Genomic DNA, 23286 nt, shown 5'->3' with positions numbered 1-23286 from the left:
TCAGCTCGCCGGAGCGATGATCTGAATCAGGTTTCCGCAGGTGTCGTCGAACACCGCAGTGATCACCGGGCCCATCTCGGTGGGCTGCTGAGTGAACCGAACGCCGAGGCCGATGAGCCGATCGTATTCTGCTGCAACACTGTCCACCGCGAACTGCGTGAACGGGATGCCGTCCGCGAAGAGCGCATCCTTGAACGGTGCGGTTGCGGGATGACCACTGGGCTCGAGCAGCAACTCGGTGCCTTCCGGATCCTGCGGTGAGACGACCGTGAGCCAACGATCGGGGCCACCCATGGCTACATCGTGTTTGACGACGAAGCCCAGTACCTCGGTGTAGAACGTCAGCGCCTTGCTCTGATCGTCGACGAAGACGCTGGTGATGTTGATTCTCATGCCGGTCCCTCACCTCTCGGCCCGCCGGCCAGTTCGACAGCGACGTCGAGGTGGCCGAGGTGACGGGCGTACTCCTGGAGTACATGGAAGCAGATCCAGATCAGAGTCGGCCTCTCATCGGTGAATCGTCCACCGAGAGTGGCCAATTCGTCCATCCGGTGTGAGCTCAGTACTTCTTCGGTGAGTCGGGCACCGTCGTTCAGCCTGGTCAGCAGGGTCTCGGCGTCCACCTCGGCCGGCACATGCCAGGAGCCGTCCTTCTCGTCACCCCACGGCGCGTCGACCGACCTGCCGAGAAATCCCCAGACGAACCAGCGCTGCTCCATGTGCACCAGATGCGTCAGCATCTGCAGCGGCGTCCAGTCCGAGGGAACGGCCGTGGTGGTCAAGGAATCGCCGCTCAGGGCAGTGATTCGCCGAACCAACTCGCCGCGATAGAAGCGTAGGTACTCGCGAAACAGGTCGGCGGGATCGGACAGGGCGGAACTCGGTTCGGGAAACGTCGTCAGCTTGGCCATGGTGTTTCTATTCCGCGTGCACTGAGGGCTGTGGTGTCATTCGCTCTTGCGCTGCTCGCGGGCGACGCGGCGCTGCTCCTCGGCGCGGGCGCGGCAGCGGCGCAGGAACTCCTCGTCACTTTCCTGCGACTGGGCGACGGCCCGGCCGGGTTTGGCGTCGTACTCGGGGTATGCCGACGCGGTGCGCGGTGCACCGCTGCCACCCCAGATGCCGCCGCCTTCGGGTCGTCCCACGACGAGCCACGCGATGGAGCCGGCCAACGGCAGGACGATGACGAGCAGTAGCCACACCATTTTCGGGAGGTGGCGGATGCCGGAGTCGTCGGCGGTGATGACGTCGATCAGACAGAAGATGGCCATCAGCATGATCAACAGGCCGAGGTACGGCACGGGAGTCCTCCAGGGTTTTCGAGACCGTGCGGTCGGTCTACCGCGACTATCAGATCACTCGTTGTACCGCGGATCAAGTGTCGGGAGTGGAGCCTGCGGAATGACCCAGATAATCAGGTTCAGCCGAAGACCAGCAGCGCCGCCAGGGTCAGCATCATGATCCCGATCCCGAGGTCGAGGATTCGCCATGCCAGCGGCCGTGCGAACAGCGGACTGAGCACACGTGAGCCGTAGCCGAGCGCGGTGAACCACAGCACGCTACCCAGCATCGCGCCGACGGCGAACCACCACCGCAGGTCTCCTGGCTGACGGTTGCCGATGGAACCCAGGAACACCACGGTGTCGAGATAGACGTGCGGATTGAGCCAGGTCAGCGCCAGGCAGGTGGCGAGGGCCGCGATCAGTGAACCGCCACCGGTCGTCTCGGTCGTCATCGTCGAGGGAGTGCGCGCGCGATTGAGTGCCATCAGTCCGTAGACGAGGAGGAACACGGCACCGAGGATGGTCACGACGCGCAGAGCGACGGGGAAGCGGTCGACGAGTACTCCGATGCCTGCCACCCCAGCCAGAATGAGTACCGCGTCGGACAGGGCGCATACCGCCACCACCGGCAACACGTGCGTGCGTTGCAGGCCTTTGCGCAGCACGAACGCGTTCTGCGCGCCGATGGCGACGATGAGTGAGAGTCCGACGCCCAATCCGGTGAGGGTCGATTGTGCGGCGGCAAGCGATGTCATGTCTGTAACGCTAGGAGGGCATCGTGGTTAGGTCCAGCGAATGTTTTTCAGTGTTGATAAGCGTACCTTCATATTATGGAGATCGAGCAGCTGAGAGCCCTCAAAGCAGTGGTCGAGGAAGGAACGTTCGAGGCCGCTGCTCGAGCGTTGCACGTGACGCCGTCGGCGGTGAGCCAGCGAATCAAGTCACTCGAGCAGTCGTTGGGGCGAACATTGGTCCAGCGAAGCAAACCGGTGGTGGCCACTCAATCCGGCATTGCTGTGCTGCGTCTGGCGCGCCAGATCGACACCTTGACCGACCAGACTCGGGCCGAACTGAACGACGACGGAATCGCCGCTCCGGTCTCCCTTGCGGTCAATGCGGATTCGATGGCGACCTGGGTACTGCCGGTGCTCGCGCCACTGGCGTCCCAGACGACCTTCGACCTGCATCGGCAAGATCAGGACCGTACCGCTCAACTGCTGCACGACGGGATCGTCTCCGCCGCAATAACATCGGTCGCCGATCCGGTTCGTGGCTGCACCGTTCGACGCCTCGGCGCGATGCGCTACCGGCCGTCGGCCACACCTGAATTCGTCGAACGATGGTTCACTGCAGGGGTGACGGCCGAAGCCTTACGAGCCGCCCCCGTGGTCGTCTTCGACGCCGACGACCGCTTGCAGGACAACTACTTACAGCGCTTCGGTGTCGAACCACACGAACCGCCGCGGCATCTGGTGCCGGCGTCAGCGGACTATGCGCGGGCCGTCGACCTCGGCTTCGGTTGGGGCATGATCCCCGATCTGCAGGCCCGCGACTCGCTGAAGTGCTTCGATGACAATGGAATCGACGACGTGCTGCTGTACTGGCAGCAGTGGTCGCTGTCTTCACCCGCACTCCAGCGAGCAGCAGACGCCGTGGCAGCAGGTGCTGCGAGGATGCTGTTGTAGTTCAGGCCGGGTCGTCGTTCGGCACGATCTTGGGGAGTCCGTCGCCGACGAGATCGAGAACGGCCGCCGACCGGGCACCCCACCGCTCGTGCGCGGACTGCCGCGACATGCCCACTGCGGTGCCGATGGTCGCCCACGTTGCACCCTGAACCCGCAGCACCACAACGGTTTCGAGGCCGTCGAGTCCCGCCGCCAGTTGGACACGAAGGCTCAACAGATGCCACGCGAGGCTGCGTCGTGCGGGCAGGTCGGTCGATTGCTCGGCCTCCCATTCCGGTGTGCCCGGCAGGGGACCTGTGCCGATGATCTCGTCGGCAACCCGTCCGGCCTCGATGGCCGCTGCTGTCACAACCGACCGCGTTGCAGCAGAGATATCCGCCTCGATGGCAAGGGTGATGGGATCCATGATCGACCTCCTGTGTCAGGTAAAGCCTGACGACGGAACGTTGATTTGTCAAGGAAAGCCTGACACGGATCCGCCCCCAATCCTCAAACCCCTAGGGGGAAGCTTTGACTGCACGTCGCCCCACTGGGCGTCTCCCGATTGCTCAGACGCAAGGTGCGCCAATACAACCAACTGAATGACTTGACATGGGTCGGCATCGACTGCAGGCGCTCACCTGGTCTGATCCACACGTACAGTCAGCCACCATGCCGGATCGCTTCCCCCACATAGCCGATCCATTGCCATCGAATGTGTGCGGGAGGCCTACGTAATTTGCTAGCCGTGAGTTGGTCGCAGCTACCTCTTGATAAGCCCATTCAGCTATTTGGCAACAGTTTTGATGCTCTGGAGCGGGCGCTTGACCCCCTGCCTGAAGATTGTCCGCTGGTGTTCGGCTACAAATCAGACGTCGATGTGGGGTTTCGCAATCTGGTGGGCAACGTCATCGGCCTGCTGGAACAATCCGCTATCGATATGTTTCCAGCCTGGTTGCCTGGGGCCGCCGAACTAGGCGATCTCACTGCTCAGTCGCTCTTGGCTGCCGATGATCTGGCGCGTCGTGAATCGACTCGCACAGGTGCCTTTGCGCCTTACCTGTGTGCACTCACTCGGACTGCATTGGGCTCGCCTTCGTCCACCGCTGGCTTCTCACGTGAGATCCAGACCGAGCAGCTTTCCCGCATCCTCAAGCGAGGATCAGACCGGCCCGGTCTGGCCTTGCTAGTGCACGTCGAGGGTGAAGGACCTGCGGGTCGCGACCTCGAACTTGCAGCCGATTGGCTCTCACGCCACGGCCGTATGGGTGTGTGGATGACCGACAGTGTGGTCGAACGATTTACTCAGTGGGAGTTGAGGATTCCTGAATCAACGACGACAGCAAGGCCGCCGCAGCCTCCGGGACGTTCTGTCCCGAAGTCTGGTTCGCCGCGCGCCGACAGTGATGTCGAGTGCATCTTGGAAGAAGCACTGTCCAAGGAGCTGTGGGCCTACGACCGGGAGTGGAACAAAACATTGAGAGTGGGGACACAGCTCACTTCACCCATTCGGGTCGACCTGGTGTGGCAGGACAGTGCCTTGGTCATCGAGATCGACGGGGACGAGCATCGTGCAGTGGGCAAGTACGCTTCAGACCGCAAACGTGACAATATGCTCCAACTCCGCGGATACGTGACACTGCGTTACACCAACGGCCAAGTTCTGCAAGACCTGACTGCGGTTCTCGACCAGATCCGTGCTGCAGTCGCTTTACTCCGCAACCCGCGAACAGTGAGGAATTACACCGGATGAGTACCGCCGACCTGACTCAAAACGAAATCCTGGTCTTGCTTGTTCTGATGTCGGAAGATCGGGTAGTCAAGAATGCCGATCTGAAGAACTTCGGTCCAGTACTCGACGCTGGCAGCAGGGCAAAACTGGTAAAGCTCGGACTGATCGAATCTGCGAAACCGAATCGGTTCATCGAGTTGACGCTGACGGCCAAAGGCTGGGAGTACTGCACCAACCTCTTCGTCGCGGATGCCCCCGATGGCTCGAACCCGGCAACCCGTGTCTTGTTTACCTTGCTCCGAGGTGTCGAGCGCTTTTTGGAGCCGAGAGGGCTCGTTGCGGCGCAGCTGTTCGGTCGAACTTCGATCGAGAAAAGAATTCGAGCAGCATACGAGGCGCTCGCATCCCGGCCCGGCGCTTGGGTTGGTTTGCGATTACTCCGCGAAGCTCTGTCTGATGTTGGCCGAGAGAGCCTCGATACAGCACTTGTCGAGTTACAGCAGCATGAAGGAGTCAGCCTGATCCCCGAAGAGAACCAAAAAACGTTGACTGACGAAGACCGCCTTGCCGCCGTTCTTGTTGGCACTCAGCTCACCCATCTTCTCGCGATCGAGCCAACGCGATGAACCGTGACCAGCGGCGTGCTCTTGAGTCCATCCGGCTCGACTGGGCAACGACGCCAGATGATATTTGGGAGTCGCAGTCCGATGTGCATGTCGGCGGTCTGCACGCGCATGCCTATCGCGAGGTCATGGCTGCTTTCGGCGATACCGAACTCACCCGGACAAAGAGCCCTCTGGGGGTAGTGATTCCAGGTCCCGCAGGTGCGGGCAAGACACACCTGCTCGGCGAGATCCGTGCGAGCGTGCAAGAACAGCGCGGGTATTTCTTTCTCGTGGACATGCTCAGCGGAGAGCGGTTTTGGTCGACGATCTTGAATACGGTCCTCGAGGACTTCAGTCGCCCCGTTGTGCAGACCCAGCGATCGCAGCTCCAGGAAATGCTGTGGCGTCTTTCGGAACAGGCAGCAATACCGGAGGGTGAGCGGGCACCCATTGTCGGTCAAGCGCCGTTGGACAAAGAACAACTCGACACATTCGTTGCAGCAGTCTTCAAGGTGCATGCTAAGTATCGTCGGCGAGCGCAGAACACCCTTCGTGCGCTTGTGCTGGCAGCGGCGGAGGACCAGGACGTCAACGATCTGGGCTACATCTTTCTACAGCCTCACGAGACCGACAGTTCAGTTCTCGAATCATTGAAGCCGTGGGGCATACAGCGGGTAACCATGACGGATCAAGATGTGGTGGAAAGCATCTCGCAATTGCTGGCGCTCACAGGTCCTTCGGTCATGGCGGTAGACCAGATCGATACGGTTATTGGCAGCTCGACCAAGTCGACCGGACAGGATGCGGCAAGTGCGGAGGATCAGGCGCTGGAAGGGTTTGCACATGGGTTGATGTCGATGCGGCAGAACCTTCACAGGACTGTCACCGTGGTTGCCTGCTTACCCGCCGCCTGGACGCAGATCGAGACTCGGGCTACGGCCACTGTTCGCGACAGATTCCGGGAGGCAACGCCTCTGCAAAGGATTCCAAACCCTGAATTCGCTCGAACGATGGTCGAACATCGTTTTCAGACGTGCTTCCGAAAGGTCGGATACGACGCTCCGTCAGCGACTTGGCCCGTGGCGGGTGCTGCGTTTGGTGAGGCGAAAAACTACACGCCTCGTTCACTACTGCAGAATATCGACAAACATATTCGCCATTGTCTGAATACTGACACTGTGACGGAAATGCTGACTCTTGCGTTCGAGAGCAAGGCACCCAACGATGGGGAGGTGCCGAATCCTGATCCTAATCCGGACTTGACGGACTGGGCTCTCGTTGAATTGGATCAAGAATTCAAGGCTTTAAAGGACGCAGCCGACGTCGCGGACGTTCTGGATGACAAGAAGCAGGATTCGGCATTTCCCCCGCTCTTGTTGTCCGGGTTCCGTGTCCTGGTGCAGCAGTCGACCCGATCGGATCAGACGTGGAGCCCGGACGCCGTCCCTAGCAACAAACCGTCAGTGCACGGCCGGATCAGCCGCACTGATGACGCGGATCAAGAGACGCACCAGTGGTACTTCCGCGTTGTGACGACGGCAAGCCCGACCAGCGCGACCAGTAAGATTCAGAAGGCCAGTGACTACGCAAACCTAGACCAGCGCTTACCTAACCGAACTGTCGTGTTGTTGAGAAACGATCAGTGGCCATCGGGTCCGAAGACGGCACAGACAGTATCGGGGTTCCACGACGCCGGAGGACAGACTCGTCCATTTACTGATAGCGACATCAAAATCCTTGTTGCACTCCGTGACCTGTTAGCCGGAGAGAACGTCGACCTTGGTAGATGGATCTCGTCGCGTAAGCCCGCCTCCGCAGTCAGCTTCTTCAGCGATCTGATTACTACGGTGGAGTCGAAGGATGACTCGATAGGATCCGACGGGTCCAAGCCAACGGTGCCAGTCGAGGAACCGCAGTTGGAGGGTCGGATTGTAGTAGGTCAGACGGCGTCGGGTGCTTCCATCGAATTGCCTCTCAGTGCACTCCGAAAGCACACGGCAATCTTCGCGGGGTCGGGGTCCGGGAAGACCGTTCTGATACGTCGCATCGTGGAAGAATGCGCGCTTCAGGGCGTGTCGTCCATCATTATTGATTCGAATAACGATCTTGCGCGTCTCAGTCAACCTTGGCCATCGGACTCGACAGTCCACCACGACGATGACATCGTCAAGCGAAAGCTGTTCTTCGAGACCACAGATGTGAAAGTTTGGACTCCGAACCGGTCTTCAGGCCGACCGTTGATGTTTCATCCTCTACCGGACTTCGCAGCGATCAGAGACGACAACGAACTCTTCGAAAGTGCTGTGGATTCTGCGTACTCCGCACTCGTACCGCGCGCTGTTACCGGAACCTCGAACAGGGCAATGCACGGTCGTGCGGTACTCAAGGAAGCGCTCCGTTGGTTTGGACGCGGCAATTCGGGCGGCCTCAATGACTTCATCAATCTGCTGTCAGATTTGCCGGATGGTGTCAGCGATTTGGACGATGCAGGAACTTTAGCCCGGGGTCTAGCTCAGAATCTGAAGGCGCAGATCTCCATCGATCCCATGTTCGGTGAGTCCGGTACAGCCGCTGATCCCGGCGAACTTCTCAGGCCGGCTAGCGGCTTCAAGGCCAGGGTCTCGATAGTAAACCTTTCTGGACTGCAGTCGGACCTCCAGAGAGAAGGATTCGTAAACCAGTTAGAAATGGCTTTGTTCTCTTGGTTGAGGAAGAACCCCTCTGACAAGCCACTTGGCGGGTTGCTTGTTATCGACGAAGCCCAGAATTTCGTACCTGCTGGTAAGCAAAGAGTCTCCTCGGAAAGCACGATCGCCTTGGTATCGCAGGCGAGGAAGTACGGCCTCGGCATGATCTTTGCGACCCAGGCCCCCAAAGGGTTGGACAACAGAATTCCAGGCAATGCATCCACTCAATTCTTCGGTAAATTGACCGCTCCCGCCCAGACACAGGCTGCCGAGGACGTTGCCAAGTCGAGGCAGAGTTCGATGGAGGGAATCGGTAGGCTCCCGGCGGGCACATTCTTCGCATCTTTAGAGGGTGTAGACAACGGACGGTTCAAGAAGATAAAGACACCGATGTGTCTGACCCTCCACACTTCGAGTGCGCCCACTGAAGATGACGTCGTCGAGATGTCTCGTCAGTAAAATGACGGCTGTCGCCCCGGCTGGGCGGTGCGGTATGCGCGAAGGAGGTGTTGTGGCCTCCTATGTGTCAATAATCGCTGTACCCAATCGTGTCGCGTTGTTAGCTTGTGCCGATGACCATTCACTATCACGTGACCTCGGTGCTCAACCGTGAGTCGATTCGACGGCACGGACTCGACTGGCGTCGAATGGGTGCCGCTCGCGGTATCGCGGGTAGCCACCAGCCCGAGCAGGAAGGTTGCTTTCTGGCTGCCGATGCAGGGGAACGTGATTGGTTTGTCGGCATGAACAACACCGGAGGTCCGGTCGATGTCTGGGAAGTCAGTGGCGTCGATGACGGTGATCTCTTGCAGTCGCCGGAGTACCACTACTTCCGTCCAGGCGTCATTTCGACATCACAAATTCGATTGGTGCAGAAAGACATAGAGCCTGAGCGCTAGAGCATGCTCAGCACCCGGTCGATGGAGTCGACTGCCTGGGTCAGCTCGGCTTCGGTGATCGTCAGTGCGGGGCGGAATCGCACCGCGGTGTCGCCGCAGCCGAGGGCGAGGACGTGTTCCTCGGTACGCAAGAGCTCGATCACTCGGTCGCGAGTTGCGGCGTCGGGCAGGGAGAATGCGCACATCAGACCGCGTCCGCGTACCTCGGAGACCACGGTGTGGCGCGTTGCCAACTCCTCCAGCATGGTCAGCAGCACTACCCCGAGCGTGCCTGCGCGGTCGATGAGCTTCTCGGACTCGACCACTTCCAGGATTCGACGCGACCGCACCATGTCGGTGAGGTTGCCACCCCACGTCGAGTTGATGCGGGAGCTGACGGCGAAGACGTTGTCGTCGATGTCGTCGACACGACCGCCGGCCATGACGCCGCAGACCTGCACCTTCTTGCCGAAGGCGACGATATCCGGAACGACGTCGAGCTGCTGGAAAGCCCATGCGGTACCGGTCATTCCGGCACCGGTCTGAACTTCGTCCATGACGAACAAGGCGTCGAACTCGTGGCAGAGGTCGCGCAACTTCTGCAGGAAGCGGGGCCGGAAGTGGTGATCTCCACCCTCGCCCTGGATGGGTTCGATGATGGCGCAGGCGATGTCGTGCGGGTTGGCCTCGAAGGCCAGGCGGGCAGCGGCCAACGATGCGTTCTCGAGTTCGTCCATGTTCGCGCCGGATCTGATGAACGGGGACGGGATTCGCGGCCAGTCGAACTTCGGGAAGCGGGCAACCTTGTTCGGATCGGTGTTGGTCAAAGACATCGTGTAACCCGAACGGCCGTGGAACGCGTGCTCGAAGTGCATGACCTGCGAGCCCAGTGACGGATCGATGCCGTGACCCTCGTTCCAGCGTGACTTCCAGTCGAACGCCACCTTCAACGCGTTCTCCACCGCCAGTGCACCGCCCTCGACGAAGAACAGGTGCGGCAACCGATCGTCACCGAGTACACGGGCGAACGTGTCGACGAATCGGGCCATGGGCAGGGTGTAGATGTCGGAGTTGCTGGGCTTGTTCATGGCCGCTTGCATCAGATCGGCCCGGAACTCCGGGTCGTCGATCAGGGCAGCATGGTTCATACCCAACGCGTTGGACGCGAAGAACGTGAACAGGTCCAGGTAGCGGGTGCCGTCTCTGGCGTCGACCAGGGTGGACCCGGTCGAGGCATCGAGGTCGAGGATCAGCTCGAAACCGTCGGCCAGTAGGTGTTCACCGATCACGTCGCGAACGTTGGAGGCGTCGATCGCCACTCCGGTGCGCTGTAATACTTGCGTCATAACGTCGAAGATACGCGTTAATATTCCGTAAGCAAGCCCATAACGCAGGAAATTATACGGTTAAGACCCTCATCGGTAGGCTGATCTTCGACGGTTCGGTTCTCTCCACGGAAGGTGTACGCGCATGTCTGCATCCATCACCCACGACGAGTTGAGTGTGCGCACTCGCGCCATCCTCGACCGGCTGGGTGCGACGATCGCGCTCGACGCTCCGGCTGGACCCGATGCGATCGTCGCGCGCTCGCCCATCACCGGCGGAAACCTGGCGACGCTGGCGTCTGCGTCGGCAGCCGATGTCGAAGGCGTCATCGCCGACGCTCGCACCGCGTTTGCGTCGTGGTCGCAGGTGCCCGCCCCGGTGCGGGGCCAGGTGATCCGCGAACTGGGCGAACTACTGCGCGCACACAAGGAGGAACTGGGCGCACTGGTGTCCATCGAGGCCGGAAAGATCGTCTCCGAGGGTCTCGGTGAGGTGCAGGAGATGATCGACATCTGCGACTTCGCCGTCGGACTTTCACGTCAGCTCTACGGCAACACCATCGCCACCGAGCGGCCCGGGCACCGCATGATGGAACAGTGGCACCCGCTCGGAGTCGTCGGCGTCATCACGGCCTTCAATTTCCCTGTCGCGGTGTGGAGTTGGAATACCGCTCTCGCTCTGGTCGCGGGAGACACGGTCATCTGGAAGCCGTCGGAGAAGACTCCGTTGACTGCCGTCGGAGTGCAGGCTCTGTTCGAGCGTGCGGCCGCAGCGGCGGGAGTGGACCCCAAGATCTCTCAATTGGTGGTCGGCGGACGCGCGTCCGGCGAAGCGCTGGTGGACGATTCACGCGTCGCACTGGTTTCGGCAACCGGTTCGACGAGAATGGGCCGGGCCGTCGCGCCGCGGGTTGCCGAACGATTCGGCCGGGTGTTGCTCGAACTCGGCGGCAACAACGCAGCGATCGTGACGTCGTCGGCCGATCTCGATCTGACCACACGTGGGTTGGTGTTCTCGGCGGCCGGGACGGCCGGTCAGCGCTGCACCTCGCTGCGACGCGTCATCGTGCATTCCTCCGTCGCGGACGAACTGGTCGGCAAGTTGGTTGCGGCGTACGAGACGCTGTCTATCGGATCTCCCTTGGCCAGTGACACTTTGGTGGGGCCGCTCATCGATGCCGGTGCGTTCGCGGGGTACCAGAAGGCGCTCGAAACCGCGGTATCCGACGGCGGAACGATCGTGGTCGGTGGGGAGCGGGTGAACGTGGTCGACGAGTACTCGTTCTACGTGCAGCCCGCGATCGTGACGATGCCCGCGCAGACCGACATCGTCAAGCACGAGACCTTCGCACCCATCATGTACGTGTTGACGTACGAGACCCTGGACGAGGCAATCGCCTTGCACAACGATGTGCCGCAGGGTCTTTCGTCGTCGATCTTCACCACCGACCTGCGCGAAGCGGAGCGCTTCCTGTCCGCCGCCGGCTCTGACTGCGGCATCGCGAATGTCAATATCGGACCCTCCGGCGCGGAGATCGGCGGCGCCTTCGGCGGTGAGAAGGAAACCGGCGGCGGACGCGAATCCGGTTCGGACGCATGGAAGGCCTACATGCGCCGCGCAACCAACACAGTCAACTACTCCAACGAACTGCCCCTGGCGCAGGGAGTGAAGTTCGGCTGACGGCATGATCGGCGGTATGAAACTACTGTCGATGGTTCTGGCCGGTTTCGTCGTCGGCTATGCGATCAGTGAGATCGGCCCGTTCGATTCCCTGTTGAGCAGCACCGCGGAGTTCGGTTCTTTTTCGGCAATTGTCAACGGGCTGAACGTCTTTGCGATTTCTGCCTGTGTGGCCTCGGTCGCGCTGGCGCGTGCGAGCGCACGCGCTTCGATCGGTGTGGCGATCGCAGCGCTGCTTGTCATCGTGTTTAGGACCGTCGGAATGGTGACCGGATTGCTCGGCCACTGGGCCGGTGCAGTGGCCACCGGTGCACTACTCGCCGCGGCTGCAGTGTTGGCGGGGCGGCATCGAGGTGCACAGGCCACGTTGGCAGTTGCCGTCCTCGGGGCCGGTCTCATGGGCGCTGCACTGGATGCGCTGTTGGAGGCGAACGACGGTCCCGTGTTCGTCTGGGATGTGGTCGGTGCCGAGGACGACGTGAGCCCGCAGCGGGCGATAGTGATGGTGATCGTCGCATCGGTTGCAGCGATTGCGCTGTTCCTGGCTCACCGCAACCAGGTGTTGCAGCCTCACGAGCCCCGAAAAATTCTGCTCGTCGGTCTTCCGTTGCCCATCGCGGCTGGCGTTCTGAGTTGGGTTGCCGCAGGTCACGAAGCCCGGAGCGTCGAGTGGCTCGGTGCACTCGCCGGTATGACGGTTCTCGCGGTGCTGGCGGCGTTCGTTCTTCCCGGGCGGGACGGGCGCCTGCTACTGGCGCTCGTCGCAGTGTCGGCGGCTGCCCTCGGGTCGTTCGGCTTCGCCTCCGGCGATGGCGCGCAGCTGGCTCTGAGTGTGGGCCTGCTGATCGTCGGAGTAGGAATCGGCTACCGGTGGCCGCAGCTGTACGTCGGACTGGGTGGGCTGCTCGTGATCGCCATTGCGAGCGGGATCGAGGGATACTTCGACCTGCCAACCGGAGCTACGTTCGGACTGCCTTTGGTCACCGCGTTCGTGGTAGTGTCCGCTCTCGCGACTTCATCAGGCGCACAGGCGCTTTCGCTTCCCGTGCTGTTCACCATGACCCTGCCGGTGACGGTGTATGCCGCAAGCTCTCAGGTCGCCTCGACCTACGACCGCGCAGTCGCCACACGCACAACGGAGCCCGACCACCTGGTGCTATCGGTGGCCGGGCTCGTGGTCGTTGCGGTGATGACGGGTGCCTGCGTGCTGCTGATGCGCAGGCCCACCGTCGTGAGCGGAACTTCGTAGCGGACTACGAATTTCTGTTCACCTACGGTGCAGGAACCGCCGCCGTCGTGGTTGGAACCGCAGTCTCGGGTGCTACTGCAGCGGGTGTTTCGGTCGGGGTGACGCAGACCGGCGGTGCTCCCTCGACGGGAGTCTCACCCTCGACGGGGACGGTGCACGCGGGGGTTGCGACCGGCTCGGCCGCCGGTGCCGGTGCCTCTGCCGCAGGTGCAGGTGCAGGCACAACCGGAACCGTGGTGGTCACTACGGGACTGGTGGTGACCGGTGCGGTCGTGGTGGCCGTCGGAGTCGGTGTTGGCGAAGTGGTCGCGGGTGCCACGATCGTTTCGATCGCTGCCCGTCCCGCCTTCTCTTGAACCTCTTTGGTCTTCACCGGCTCGCCCTTGTTGGCCTGCTCTGCCAGCTGGGTCAGCCACGCGGCGGCGTACTGCACCGAGGTCAAGGGCTTGCCGTTGGCGGCATCGGCGTCACGCCAGTAATCGAAGTGGTGTCCGGATCCGGGTCCCAACGTCAGGCCGTACGGATCGTTCATGATCACTGGAACGGTGTTCTGGTTGGACGAGATGAAGCCGGTGATCTCGCGGAAGATCTTCTGCGGCAGGTACACAAGGTCGACCATCTGACCGGTTTCGATCGGCTCCTGCTCGCCGTCGACCTTGGCCGAGACGGGAGTGGTGACGGTGCCGGGCTTGTAGTTCGGCTCGGACACCTTGATCAGCACGTCGAGGAATGTCTCGTCGCTCTGCATCCAGTTGGGCTGCGAGGCGATGTCGTTGAAGGCGTTGACTGCGATGCGCCCCAGGGCCAGTGCGAGATCTGCACCGGTGGCGGGGGTGAGCTGCTCGTTCTGCAGTGCGTCGGCATTGACCTGACGACCGACGTTGGCGGCCAGATGAATCAGTGACGTGTTCTCCGGCAGTGCACAGGTGAGGTCGCCGTCGGAGCAGAAGGACGCCACTCGGCCGTCGAGCGCTCCGAACCCGCCGGACGTGCCGGGCAATGCGCCCTGTCCGGGAATTGCGTTGCTGCCGTTCTGGTACTTGGTGTCGAAGCCGTCCGGGTTGCTGAACGGGTTCTCGGCACCGGGGAACGGGCCATCTCCCGAGACGCGGCCGGCGTCGGCGAAGATGACGACTCCGACGACCTGCGAGGGATCGACGATTCCGTACGTGCCGTCGGCCGAGGCGACCTGGTTACCGACCTCCATGGCGGTGCGGCGGGCGACATCGGCACCCTCGCTGTACCCGACGATGGCGAACCGCGTCTTGGGGCAGGACGCCGTGATGGACTTCATGATGGTCTGCGAGTTGGTGACACCGGTCTGCACGGCGTTCTCGTAGCTGGCCAGGTCGGCCGGGTACTCGACGTACACCGCGGCGTACGAATCCGGAACTACGTTGCCGTTGTTGGGCGCGCGGACGGCCTGGTCGATCCAGTCGCTGGAGTAGTCACCGGACATCGCGGCAGGCAGTCGTTCGCCATCGGGTGTGGTGAGCCACTTGACGCCCTCGCGTGGCGTGTCGCCGCGGCCGCCGATGGCGATGCTGACCATGTCGTAGCACGTTGCCGTCGACACCAGTTCGATGGAGGCCTCGGTGCTGGTGGCCGGTGTCGACCACGGAGCTGCAACGACGACCCCGGCACCGAGTGCTCCGATCGCGAACGCGCTCAACGCAACGCGTGCAAGCTTCGACTTGCCAACATTCATGTTTCGATCCCCATCGCTCACGGCCCGAACCGATTTACCCGACTGCAATTGCCAGTGGGTTACCCGGCATTTCGTACTCAGGATCGTTCGCGTTACAAAGCGGATGATTTACCGTCGTGCGCATGACAATTCACCCCCGAATGACATCGACGGAATTCAACCTGACCGACGGGTCGACGTGTGTCGTGCGCGAGGCGGTTGCGTCGGACCTGGAGTCGATCGTGGCGCTGCTGGTCGCCGACTCGATGGGCGCAACGCGCGAATTCGACGACAACGTGGCCGGGTATCGCGCCGCCTTCGATGACATCTCGTCGGATCCACGGAACATGCAGGTCGTGGTGGTACATGGTGACGAGGTGGTGGCAACACTGCAGCTGACCGTCATTCCGGGGCTGTCGCGCGGGGGAGCGCTGCGGGCTCAGATCGAAGGCGTGCGGGTGGCTGCTGCGTGGCGCAGCCGAGGACTCGGTGGTGCGTTGATCGAGTGGGCGGTGGAGGAGGCCACGCGGCGAGAGTGCGCTCTGGTGCAGTTGACGTCCGACTCGCGTCGAGTGGATGCCCGCCGCTTCTATACCCGCCTGGGCTTCGCTGCCTCCCATGTCGGTTTCAAGATGACGATCGGGCCTACCGCTTAGATACCCTGGGGGGGTAGGGTAGGGCCATGCATTCAAGACGGCAGGAACTCGACGCCCCCACCAAGCTCGTCGGATTCTTCGTGGGGACCGCGTTTCTGTTTCTCGCGGCACTGTTCGTCGGCGACACGATCGGACCAGCGGCCCCGGCAACCGCGGCCGCGTCGCACACCGGTCACGACGTGCACGACGTGCACGACGGGGAGTCGTCCATTCCGGCCGGGCTGCAGGCCACCCAGGATGGCTACACGCTCCAGCTCGATCGATCCGTCGCCCCGGCCGGCGCGGACGTACCGGTCGCTTTCACGATCCGGGGACCGGACGGGGCTGCTCTGACCGACTACGACGACATGCACACCAAGGAACTGCACCTCGTCGTCGTGCGTCGCGATCTGACGGACTTTCAGCACGTACATCCGACTCGTGACGCGTCGGGGATGTGGTCGACGGCTCTCGATCTCACTACGCCCGGCCCGTACCGTCTTTTCGCGGACTTCACCCCGGCCGGTGGGGAGAACATCACTCTCGGAGCCGAGCTGACCGTTCCCGGCGAGTATCGGCCGCAGCCCCTGAGTCCACCAGATGTGACATCGAGGGTCGACGGTTACAACGTGACGCTCGCCGGTGCGGTTGCCGCAGGAGAGGAATCCACGGTCGCATCGACCATCGAGCAGAACGGACGCGAGATCACCGATCTCGAGCCGTACCTCGGTGCCTACGGACATCTGGTGGCACTGCGGGCCGACGACCTGGCCTACCTGCACGTACACCCCGAAGAAGGACCGCCGGGCCCGACGGTCGACTTCACCGTCGACGCGCCCACCGCGGGAACATATGCGCTCTATCTGGACTTCCAGCACGGGGGCGTCGTGCACACGGCCGAATTCACCATCGAGGTACAGGAGGGGCAGGCATGAGTCAGGAAACGGAACTGATCCTCGGGGGCATGACGTGCGCGTCGTGCGCCAACCGCATCGAACGCAAGCTCAACAAGCTCGACGGGGTATCGGCGACGGTCAACTACGCCACCGAGAAGGCGCGCGTCACCAGTGACGGCGTGGCCACCGAGGATCTGATCGCCGCCGTCGAAGCCGCCGGTTTCACCGCCACGCTGCCCGCCGCCGAACCCGCGGACGAACTCCCTACCGATCCGCTGAAACAGCGGTTGATCGTCTCGGCAGTGCTCAGCATTCCGGTGATCGCAATGGCCATGATCCCGGCCTTCCAGTTCACCAACTGGCAGTGGCTCTCGCTCACGCTCGCCGCTCCCGTCGTCGTGTGGGGGGCTCTACCGTTCCACCGCGCCGCGTGGACCAATCTGCGGCACGGCACCTCGACGATGGACACCCTCGTCAGCATGGGAACCCTTGCGGCGTTGGGATGGTCGCTGTACGCACTGTTCTTCGGCACCGCAGGCACGCCGGGCATGACGCATCCGTTCGAGTTCACGATCGCGAGGACGGATGGGGCAGGCAACATCTACCTCGAGGCCGCTGCGGGAGTGACCACGTTCATTCTGGCGGGGCGCTGGTTCGAGAGCCGATCGAAGCGGCAGGCCGGGGCGGCATTGCGCGCCCTCATGAACCTCGGTGCGAAGACGGTCGCGGTGCTGAAAGGTGATGAAGAACAACAGATTCCGATCGACAGTTTGGTCGTCGGAGATCTGTTCGTCGTTCGTCCGGGCGAGAAGGTAGCCACCGACGGCACCGTCGAGAGCGGCTCCTCGGCCGTCGACCGGTCGATGCTGACGGGTGAATCCGTGCCCGTGGAGGTCGGCATCGGAGACGCCGTGGTCGGTGCGACGGTCAACGTCGGTGGCCGAATAGTGGTGCGGGCAAGCCGAATCGGATCGGATACTCAGCTGGCACAGATGGCGAAGGCAGTCGAGGACGCACAGACGGGTAAGGCGCAGGCGCAGCGTTTGGCCGATCGCATCTCGGGCATCTTCGTGCCGATCGTCATCGCGATCTCGGTCGCCACGCTCGGGTTCTGGCTCGGTACAGGCAGTTCCGCGGCCGGTGCGTTCACCGCTGCGGTCGCGGTGCTCATCATTGCGTGCCCCTGCGCGCTCGGATTGGCCACTCCCACCGCGTTGATGGTCGGCACCGGACGAGCCGCGCAACTAGGGATTTTGATCAAGGGCCCGGAGATTCTCGAATCCACCCGCCGCGTCGACACCGTCGTACTGGACAAGACCGGCACCGTCACCACCGGCGAGATGACACTGCACTCGGTGCACGTTGCCGACGGTGAGAGCGAGAACACGGTGCGCGACATTGCGGCGGCCCTGGAATCGGGCTCGGAGCATCCCATAGCCCGAGCCATCGCGGGTTCGACCCAGTCCATGACCGTCGAGGAATTCACCAGCCTCGACGGACTCGGGGTGCAGGGCGTCGTGGACGGTCGCGCCGCCGTCATCGGCCGTCGCTCGCTGTTGGCCGACTGGTCGATGCCCCTGCCGGCAGAATTGGCCGACGCCTTCGAGACCGCCGAACATCAGGGCCGCACAGCCGTCGCGCTCGGGTGGGACGGCAGAGCCCGCGGGGTGCTGGTGGTCTCCGATTCGGTGAAACCCACTTCGAAGCAGGCCGTCGCGGAACTGCGGGCGCTCGGCCTGACTCCGGTGATGCTGACCGGCGACAACGAGGCCGCCGCCAGGACCATCGCCGCCGAGGTGGGAATCGAACAGGTCATCGCCGGTGTCCTGCCGACGGGCAAGGTCGACGCCGTCCGGGCGCTGCAGGCGTCGGGCAAGGTCGTGGCGATGGTCGGCGACGGCATCAACGACGCGGCCGCGCTGGCCACGGCCGACCTGGGGCTCGCGATGGGGACCGGCACCGATGTGGCGATCGAGGCGAGCGACCTCACCTTGGTTCGAGGCGACCTGCGGGCCGTCGGCGATGCCATCCGGCTCTCACGGCGCACGCTGAGCACCATCAAGGGCAACCTGTTCTGGGCCTTCGCCTACAACGTTGCTGCCGTTCCGCTTGCCGCTGCGGGTCTGCTCAACCCCATGCTCGCCGGTGCCGCGATGGCTCTGTCCTCGGTGTTCGTGGTGAGTAACAGCCTGCGATTGCGCAGGTTCCGCTCGTCGATGTGACTCGTTGGTAGCAGTGAACGGCGCGCTAGTACAGGATGGAGCCATGTCCGACGCACACGATGTCCCCATTCGCGACGAATCGATCAGATTGGGCCAATTTCTCAAGCTCGCCAACCTCATCGAATCCGGTGCGGAGGCGAAGGGCGTGATCGCCGACGGTCTGGTGAGCGTCAATGGGGACGTCGATGTGCGGCGCGGACGGCAGTTGCAGCATGGTGATGTCGTAACGGTCCAGGGTGGGCCCTCTGCCCGCGTGAGCAAGGAAGAGGCACTGTGAAGGTCGGTAAGAGCGGACTGCCGCGTAACGAAGTTCCCGGAGCATTCGACGTCGGCGCGAAGGCGTACGACCGACTCGTCGGAGCGAATCCCGGCTATCACGAACACCTGCTCAAGTCGGCCCAGCGCCTGCGGATCCCCGATCTCGGTGCAGGCCTGCGTCTGCTCGACATAGGTTGCGGCACGGGTGCATCCACTGCTGCGCTGCTCGAAGCCGCGCCGCACGCCGAGATCGTCGCTGCCGACGCGTCTGCCGAAATGCTCGAGGTGGCCCGTAGCAAGGACTGGCCTTCGAACGTGACATTCGTGCACTCGCGTGTCGAGGATCTGGCGGTCAACGGGGTCGACGGCCCGTTCGACGCAATCCTGGCCGCGTACCTCATCAGGAATGTCGATGAACCCGATACCGAGCTGAAATCACTGCTGGCGCTGCTGCGTCCGGGCTCGACCATCGCGTTCCACGAGTACTCGGTACACGATTCGCTCCGGGCCAGGATCTCCTGGAACGTGGTCAGTTGGGGCATCATCATTCCGCTCGGCTGGCTGGCGACGCGCGACGCCACGCTGTACCGGCACCTGTGGCGCAGCGTTGTGACTTTCGACGGCGCGTCGGCCTTCATGCGGCGGATGCAGCGCGCGGGCTACACGAGTGTCGCCCGCGAGACGATGACCGGATGGCAGAACGGTGTGGTGCACACGTTCCTCGGCTCTCGGCCCGCGGAGGAAGAGCGTTGACCGACTCCAAGAAAGTCACCCATGCTGCGTCGCAGGGATACTCCGATGCCGGTCAGCTGGCTGACGTTCCACATGTGGTGGTGGTCGGCGGGGGTATCGCAGGGCTGAGCGCCGCGACCGCCCTGGCCGAGCGTGGTGTGAGGGTGCATCTCGTCGAGCGTGAAAGTTACCTGGGCGGACGCGTCGGCGGGTGGGACACGACGCTGGAGGACGGCTCGCCCGCGACCATGAGCCGCGGCTTCCACGCGTTCTTTCGGCAGTACTACAATCTCCGAAATCTGTTGCGCCGCACAGATCCGGACTTGGCTCGGTTGCGTCCGGTCGACGATTACCCGCTGATCGACGGCGACGGCCGAATCGACGGATTCAAGGGGTTACCGGATACGCCGCCGCTCAACGCGTTCGCGTTCGTCAAGCGCAGTCCGACGTTCCGGTGGAAAGATCTCACCGACCTCAACGGCATCGCGGCACTGCCGCTGATGACGGTGAGCGTGCCCAAGACCTTCGACGAGCTCGATACCACTCCGGCAGCAGAGTTTCTGCGCAACATCAACTTTCCCGAGGCCGCGCGGCACCTGGCCTTCGGGGTGTTCTCTCGCAGCTTCTTCGCGGACCCCGAGAAGATGTCGGCCGCCGAGCTGGCGATGATGTTCCACATCTACTTCCTGGGTTCTTCCGAGGGGCTGATCTTCGACGTCCCCCGCGACGCGTACCCGCAGGCGCTGTGGAATCCGTTGGGTGAGTATCTCACCGGGCTCGGTGTCGAGATCAGAACGTCCATACCGTGTGGCGAGATCACCCGCGGCGGCCTGCGTAAGTTCCGCGTCGATGCGGGCGGAATCATCGACGCCGACGCCGTGGTACTCGCAACCGACGTCGCCGGATTGCAACGGGTGCTCGAACAGTCACCCGAGCTCGGTACGTCCTCGTGGCGTAAACAGGTTGCTGCGCTGCAGAACACACCGCCCTTCCTGGTGCACCGAGTCTGGCTGAGCAAGCCGGTCAACGCCGATCGGCCCGCCTTCATCGGCACCGGCGGAATGCCGCCGATCGACAACATCAGTGTTCTCGAACGTTTCGAGGACGAAGCGGCGCAGTGGGCCGCTCGCACCGGCGGCTCCGTCGTCGAGCTGCACGCCTACGCCGCCGAGGAATCGGAAGAGGTCACCCGCGCGCAGCTGATGGATCGAATGTACGAGATCTACCCGGAAACCGCTGCGGCAGAGGTGATTGCGGAGCGATCCGAATGGCGAGACGACTGCCCCATGTTCGGCCTCGGTGCGTTCGCCGAGCGCCCGACAGTGCGCACCCCCGAACCTGGGCTGGTCCTCGCGGGCGACGGCATCCGCATCGATCTGCCGGTCGCGTTGATGGAGCGCGCAGCCACGACAGGGTTGAAGGCCGCCAACACCCTTCTGTCGAGCTGGGGTATCGCGGGACATGACATCGAAACAGTGCCCACGAGTGGAAGATTCAAGATGTTCGACGCCATCGAAAAGCTCATGAATCGGTGACGTCGGAGATGCGGATCGAGGTCGACGATCTGTCGCGTCCGGAAGTGCGGGCACTGCTCACCGAGCATCTCGCGGACATGCACGCCAGCTCGCCTGCCGAGAGTGTGCACGCCCTCGATCTGTCCGGTCTGAGCAGGCCGGATGTCAGCGTGTGGACGGTATGGGATGCGAACACGCTGTGGGGTATCGCTGCGCTGAAGGAACTCACACCTGATCACGGCGAGCTGAAGTCGATGCGCACGTCGGCGGCGGCGCGAGGTCGCGGAGTGGCGTCGAGTCTGCTCGATCACGTGCTCGACGATGCTCGTCGTCGCGGGTACGGGCGGGTGAGCCTGGAAACGGGAACCCAGGACTACTTCGCCGCCGCCCGCAGGTTGTATGTGCGCCACGGATTCGTCGAGTGCCCGCCCTTCGGGGTCTACGTGCTGGATCCGTCGAGCACGTTCTACTCGTTGTCTCTGTAGGGGTTTCGACGAAGAGGGCCGGCACCGAGTGTTCGGTGCCGGCCCTCTTGTCATGCTGCTTGCTGGGTATGCGGGTAGAGATCGTCGTCGAGAGGCTCGGCTGAACATTGATCGAGCACATCGGCCATCGAGCATTCCCGCATGCTCGTCTCGACGCCTACCACCGTGCGCCACCAGTGCTCACGGTCGGTCGATTCCGCCCACACCACTGCGTCGGATTCCATTGCGCATCACCCCACCGACGTGTCGTGGCCGGTTCGATTCAGGCCGGCTCGTGATCGATCGACTTCTGCTCGCCGGTCGACTCGGTGCGAGCGATGTCGATCTTTCGAGGTTTCGCACGCTCTGCGAGTGGAATCGTCACCGACAGAACGCCGTTGTCGTAGGTCGCAGCGATACGCTCGGTGTCGACGCCGTCACCGAGTGAGACCTGACGACGATAGGTTCCTGCGAAGCGCTCCGAGGAAATCCACTGCACACCAGAGCTTTCCGGTACCGAACGATGGGCGGTGAGCGTCAAGGTGCCGCGATCGACGTCGACGTCGATGGATCCGGGGTCGATGCCAGGCAAGTCGGCACTGAGTACGTAGTGATCATCGACCTTGTACAGATCCATCGGCATGAATCGTGGGGCGCGGTCCGAACCGGAAGAGACACCCAACATCGCCGAGGCCAGTGAATCCACGTCACGGAACGGATCGAATCGAAGCACAGCAACCACCTCCTGTACGCAGATGCGCTCACCCCTGTGGTGAGTCGCTCCTCAACTGTGCAGAACAGAAATTAGCACTCTCATGTGGCGAGTGCCAAGAGTCTTCGGACAACTTCTTGGGAAATTTTCAGTTCCAATAGTGCTGCGGCGCAGAGGGGGTCGAGTTCCTACGCCGCGTCGCCAACGCTTAGCTCTTGCACTAAGTATCGGATCTGGATAGTGTGCCTTATGGCTCAGTATTCGGAGGTTCTCGACGACGTATTCCAGGCCTTGGCCGATCCGACTCGGCGCGCGGTTCTGGGTCGGCTCGGGTCGGGACCGGCAACTGTGGGGGAGCTCGCCGAACCGTTCGACATGACATTGCCGTCGTTCATGAAGCACATTCGTCTGCTCGAACGCAGTGGCTGGATAAGCACGCGCAAGGTCGGACGAGTGCGCGCATGCACGATCGAACGATCCAACCTTGATGCGGCCGGCCATTGGCTGCAGGAACAGCGGGCCGTCTGGGAATCGCGCACCGATCGCCTCGAACACTTCGTCACCGACACCTCGAAAGAAAGTGAAGCGCAATGACATCGATCGATGCTGCTCTGGACCTGACCATTTCCCGCGTGATCAAGGCTCCACGCGCAGCCGTCTGGAGTGCGTGGACGGACCCGGCAAAATTCGAGAAGTGGTGGATTCCCGCCCCGGCGCAATGTCGAGTCGCCGCCTGGGATCCGAAGCCCGGTGGTGCATTCCGCACGCTGATCAGCGAATCCGGCGGTCCTTACGAACCACACATCGACGGTTGTTTCCTCGCCGTCGACGATGGTGAGCGCATCGTCTTCACGAACTCACTCGTCGAAGGATGGCGGCCCGCACCGCAGTTGTTCATGACCGCGGTGATCACGTTCGCCGACCACCCCGACGGAACGGAGTACTACGCCCACGTGATGCACCGCAACGAGGAAGACCGAAAGATGCACGAGGAGTACGGCTTCTACGACGGTTGGGGCACCGTCATCGCGCAACTCGCTGAGTTCGTCGAGGGGTAGGTGG

25 protein-coding genes are annotated in these 23286 nt (G+C 62.6%); 16 read left to right on the top strand and 9 right to left on the bottom strand.

The genetic code is table 11. From position 1 onward, the window contains the following. From QM797_RS02370 to QM797_RS02355, 4 genes are all read right to left on the bottom strand, one after another. Nucleotides 1–393 (bottom strand): VOC family protein, encoded by a 393-nt coding sequence (locus QM797_RS02370; RefSeq protein ID WP_032401616.1) that lies wholly within the window; start codon nucleotides 391–393, stop codon nucleotides 1–3. After that, nucleotides 390–911, bottom strand: a complete 522-nt coding sequence (locus tag QM797_RS02365; protein ID WP_283273519.1) for a mycothiol transferase — start codon at nucleotides 909–911, stop codon at nucleotides 390–392. Before QM797_RS02365 ends, QM797_RS02370 begins: the two co-directional genes overlap by 4 nt. Nucleotides 912–947: 36 nt before the next feature. Then, nucleotides 948–1301 carry a PLD nuclease N-terminal domain-containing protein gene (locus QM797_RS02360; RefSeq protein ID WP_283273518.1) on the bottom strand — a complete coding sequence of 118 codons (354 nt, stop codon included), beginning with the start codon at nucleotides 1299–1301 and terminating at the stop codon, nucleotides 948–950. 119 nt (nucleotides 1302–1420) lie between these two features. Further along, complete coding sequence (locus tag QM797_RS02355; protein WP_283273517.1) at nucleotides 1421–2038, bottom strand: LysE/ArgO family amino acid transporter; 618 nt, start codon at nucleotides 2036–2038, stop codon at nucleotides 1421–1423. A gap of 75 nt (nucleotides 2039–2113) precedes the next feature. Between QM797_RS02355 and QM797_RS02350 the strand changes: the two genes are divergently transcribed. Next, entirely contained in the window at nucleotides 2114–2968 is an 855-nt protein-coding gene (locus QM797_RS02350) for a LysR family transcriptional regulator ArgP (protein ID WP_283273516.1), read from the top strand. Nucleotide 2969: 1 nt separating this feature from the next. On the opposite strand, the gene QM797_RS02345 is transcribed toward QM797_RS02350, so the two are convergent. Further along, entirely contained in the window at nucleotides 2970–3374 is a 405-nt protein-coding gene (locus QM797_RS02345; protein WP_283273515.1) for a hypothetical protein, read from the bottom strand. 321 nt (nucleotides 3375–3695) lie between these two features. Between QM797_RS02345 and QM797_RS02340 the strand changes: the two genes are divergently transcribed. The 4 genes from QM797_RS02340 to QM797_RS02325 all read left to right on the top strand — a co-directional run bounded on the left by QM797_RS02340 (nucleotide 3696) and on the right by QM797_RS02325 (nucleotide 8870). Next, the gene (locus QM797_RS02340) at nucleotides 3696–4700 is read left to right on the top strand and encodes an endonuclease domain-containing protein (protein WP_283273514.1); all 1005 of its coding nucleotides are present in this window, start codon (nucleotides 3696–3698) and stop codon (nucleotides 4698–4700) included. Then, nucleotides 4697–5305: a hypothetical protein gene (locus tag QM797_RS02335; RefSeq protein ID WP_283273513.1), complete on the top strand. Its 609-nt coding sequence runs from the start codon at nucleotides 4697–4699 to the stop codon at nucleotides 5303–5305. Before QM797_RS02340 ends, QM797_RS02335 begins: the two co-directional genes overlap by 4 nt. Further along, a complete protein-coding gene (locus QM797_RS02330) occupies nucleotides 5302–8430 on the top strand; it encodes an ATP-binding protein (protein WP_283273512.1) in 3129 nt (1042 codons plus the stop codon). The genes QM797_RS02335 and QM797_RS02330 overlap by 4 nt, the downstream gene beginning before the upstream one ends. A gap of 113 nt (nucleotides 8431–8543) precedes the next feature. Further along, nucleotides 8544–8870: a hypothetical protein gene (locus QM797_RS02325; protein ID WP_283273511.1), complete on the top strand. Its 327-nt coding sequence runs from the start codon at nucleotides 8544–8546 to the stop codon at nucleotides 8868–8870. Here QM797_RS02325 and lat read toward each other — a convergent pair. Then, nucleotides 8867–10195 carry an L-lysine 6-transaminase gene (gene lat / locus QM797_RS02320; protein ID WP_283273510.1) on the bottom strand — a complete coding sequence of 443 codons (1329 nt, stop codon included), beginning with the start codon at nucleotides 10193–10195 and terminating at the stop codon, nucleotides 8867–8869. The genes QM797_RS02325 and lat overlap by 4 nt on opposite strands. 124 nt (nucleotides 10196–10319) lie before the next feature. On the opposite strand from lat, the gene amaB reads away from it, so the two are divergent. Together amaB and QM797_RS02310 are read left to right on the top strand one after the other, a co-directional pair. Further along, nucleotides 10320–11855: an L-piperidine-6-carboxylate dehydrogenase gene (gene amaB / locus QM797_RS02315; protein WP_283273509.1), complete on the top strand. Its 1536-nt coding sequence runs from the start codon at nucleotides 10320–10322 to the stop codon at nucleotides 11853–11855. Nucleotides 11856–11871: 16 nt separating this feature from the next. Then, nucleotides 11872–13104 carry a hypothetical protein gene (locus QM797_RS02310; protein ID WP_283273508.1) on the top strand — a complete coding sequence of 411 codons (1233 nt, stop codon included), beginning with the start codon at nucleotides 11872–11874 and terminating at the stop codon, nucleotides 13102–13104. Between the two features lie 22 nt (nucleotides 13105–13126). Here QM797_RS02310 and QM797_RS02305 read toward each other — a convergent pair whose 3' ends face one another. After that, on the bottom strand, nucleotides 13127–14812 hold the full coding sequence (locus QM797_RS02305; RefSeq protein ID WP_283273507.1) for a cutinase family protein: 1686 nt from the start codon (nucleotides 14810–14812) through the stop codon (nucleotides 13127–13129). A 122-nt stretch (nucleotides 14813–14934) separates the two neighbouring features. On the opposite strand from QM797_RS02305, the gene QM797_RS02300 reads away from it, so the two are divergent. The 7 genes from QM797_RS02300 to QM797_RS02270 are packed head-to-tail and all read left to right on the top strand — an operon-like array spanning nucleotide 14935 to nucleotide 21533. Next, entirely contained in the window at nucleotides 14935–15447 is a 513-nt protein-coding gene (locus tag QM797_RS02300; RefSeq protein WP_283273506.1) for a GNAT family N-acetyltransferase, read from the top strand. 26 nt (nucleotides 15448–15473) lie between these two features. Continuing rightward, complete coding sequence (locus QM797_RS02295; protein ID WP_283273505.1) at nucleotides 15474–16361, top strand: DUF8832 domain-containing protein; 888 nt, start codon at nucleotides 15474–15476, stop codon at nucleotides 16359–16361. Then, the gene (locus tag QM797_RS02290; RefSeq protein ID WP_283273504.1) at nucleotides 16358–18544 is read left to right on the top strand and encodes a heavy metal translocating P-type ATPase; all 2187 of its coding nucleotides are present in this window, start codon (nucleotides 16358–16360) and stop codon (nucleotides 18542–18544) included. The genes QM797_RS02295 and QM797_RS02290 overlap by 4 nt, the downstream gene beginning before the upstream one ends. A gap of 43 nt (nucleotides 18545–18587) precedes the next feature. Continuing rightward, entirely contained in the window at nucleotides 18588–18821 is a 234-nt protein-coding gene (locus QM797_RS02285; RefSeq protein ID WP_032401604.1) for an RNA-binding S4 domain-containing protein, read from the top strand. Continuing rightward, a complete protein-coding gene (locus QM797_RS02280; RefSeq protein WP_283273503.1) occupies nucleotides 18818–19555 on the top strand; it encodes a class I SAM-dependent methyltransferase in 738 nt (245 codons plus the stop codon). The genes QM797_RS02285 and QM797_RS02280 overlap by 4 nt, the downstream gene beginning before the upstream one ends. Next, nucleotides 19552–21069, top strand: a complete 1518-nt coding sequence (locus QM797_RS02275; protein ID WP_283273502.1) for an FAD-dependent oxidoreductase — start codon at nucleotides 19552–19554, stop codon at nucleotides 21067–21069. Before QM797_RS02280 ends, QM797_RS02275 begins: the two co-directional genes overlap by 4 nt. An 8-nt stretch (nucleotides 21070–21077) precedes the next feature. Then, nucleotides 21078–21533, top strand: a complete 456-nt coding sequence (locus tag QM797_RS02270; RefSeq protein WP_283275246.1) for a GNAT family N-acetyltransferase — start codon at nucleotides 21078–21080, stop codon at nucleotides 21531–21533. A 50-nt stretch (nucleotides 21534–21583) separates the two neighbouring features. Here QM797_RS02270 and QM797_RS02265 read toward each other — a convergent pair whose 3' ends face one another. Together QM797_RS02265 and QM797_RS02260 are read right to left on the bottom strand one after the other, a co-directional pair. Then, complete coding sequence (locus QM797_RS02265; RefSeq protein ID WP_283273501.1) at nucleotides 21584–21757, bottom strand: hypothetical protein; 174 nt, start codon at nucleotides 21755–21757, stop codon at nucleotides 21584–21586. 38 nt (nucleotides 21758–21795) lie between these two features. Continuing rightward, entirely contained in the window at nucleotides 21796–22245 is a 450-nt protein-coding gene (locus QM797_RS02260) for an Hsp20/alpha crystallin family protein (RefSeq protein ID WP_283273499.1), read from the bottom strand. Between the two features lie 228 nt (nucleotides 22246–22473). On the opposite strand from QM797_RS02260, the gene QM797_RS02255 reads away from it, so the two are divergent. Beyond that, complete coding sequence (locus QM797_RS02255; protein ID WP_283273498.1) at nucleotides 22474–22818, top strand: ArsR/SmtB family transcription factor; 345 nt, start codon at nucleotides 22474–22476, stop codon at nucleotides 22816–22818. Beyond that, a complete protein-coding gene (locus QM797_RS02250; RefSeq protein ID WP_283273497.1) occupies nucleotides 22815–23282 on the top strand; it encodes an SRPBCC family protein in 468 nt (155 codons plus the stop codon). The genes QM797_RS02255 and QM797_RS02250 overlap by 4 nt, the downstream gene beginning before the upstream one ends. The last annotated feature ends 4 nt before the right edge of the window (nucleotides 23283–23286 follow it).

The sequence above is a fragment of the Rhodococcus sp. IEGM 1381 genome (assembly GCF_030056795.1).
Classification (GTDB): domain Bacteria; phylum Actinomycetota; class Actinomycetes; order Mycobacteriales; family Mycobacteriaceae; genus Rhodococcoides.
The sequence above is the reverse complement of the archived record's forward strand: the minus strand, read 5'-3'. Positions and strand labels throughout refer to the sequence as shown.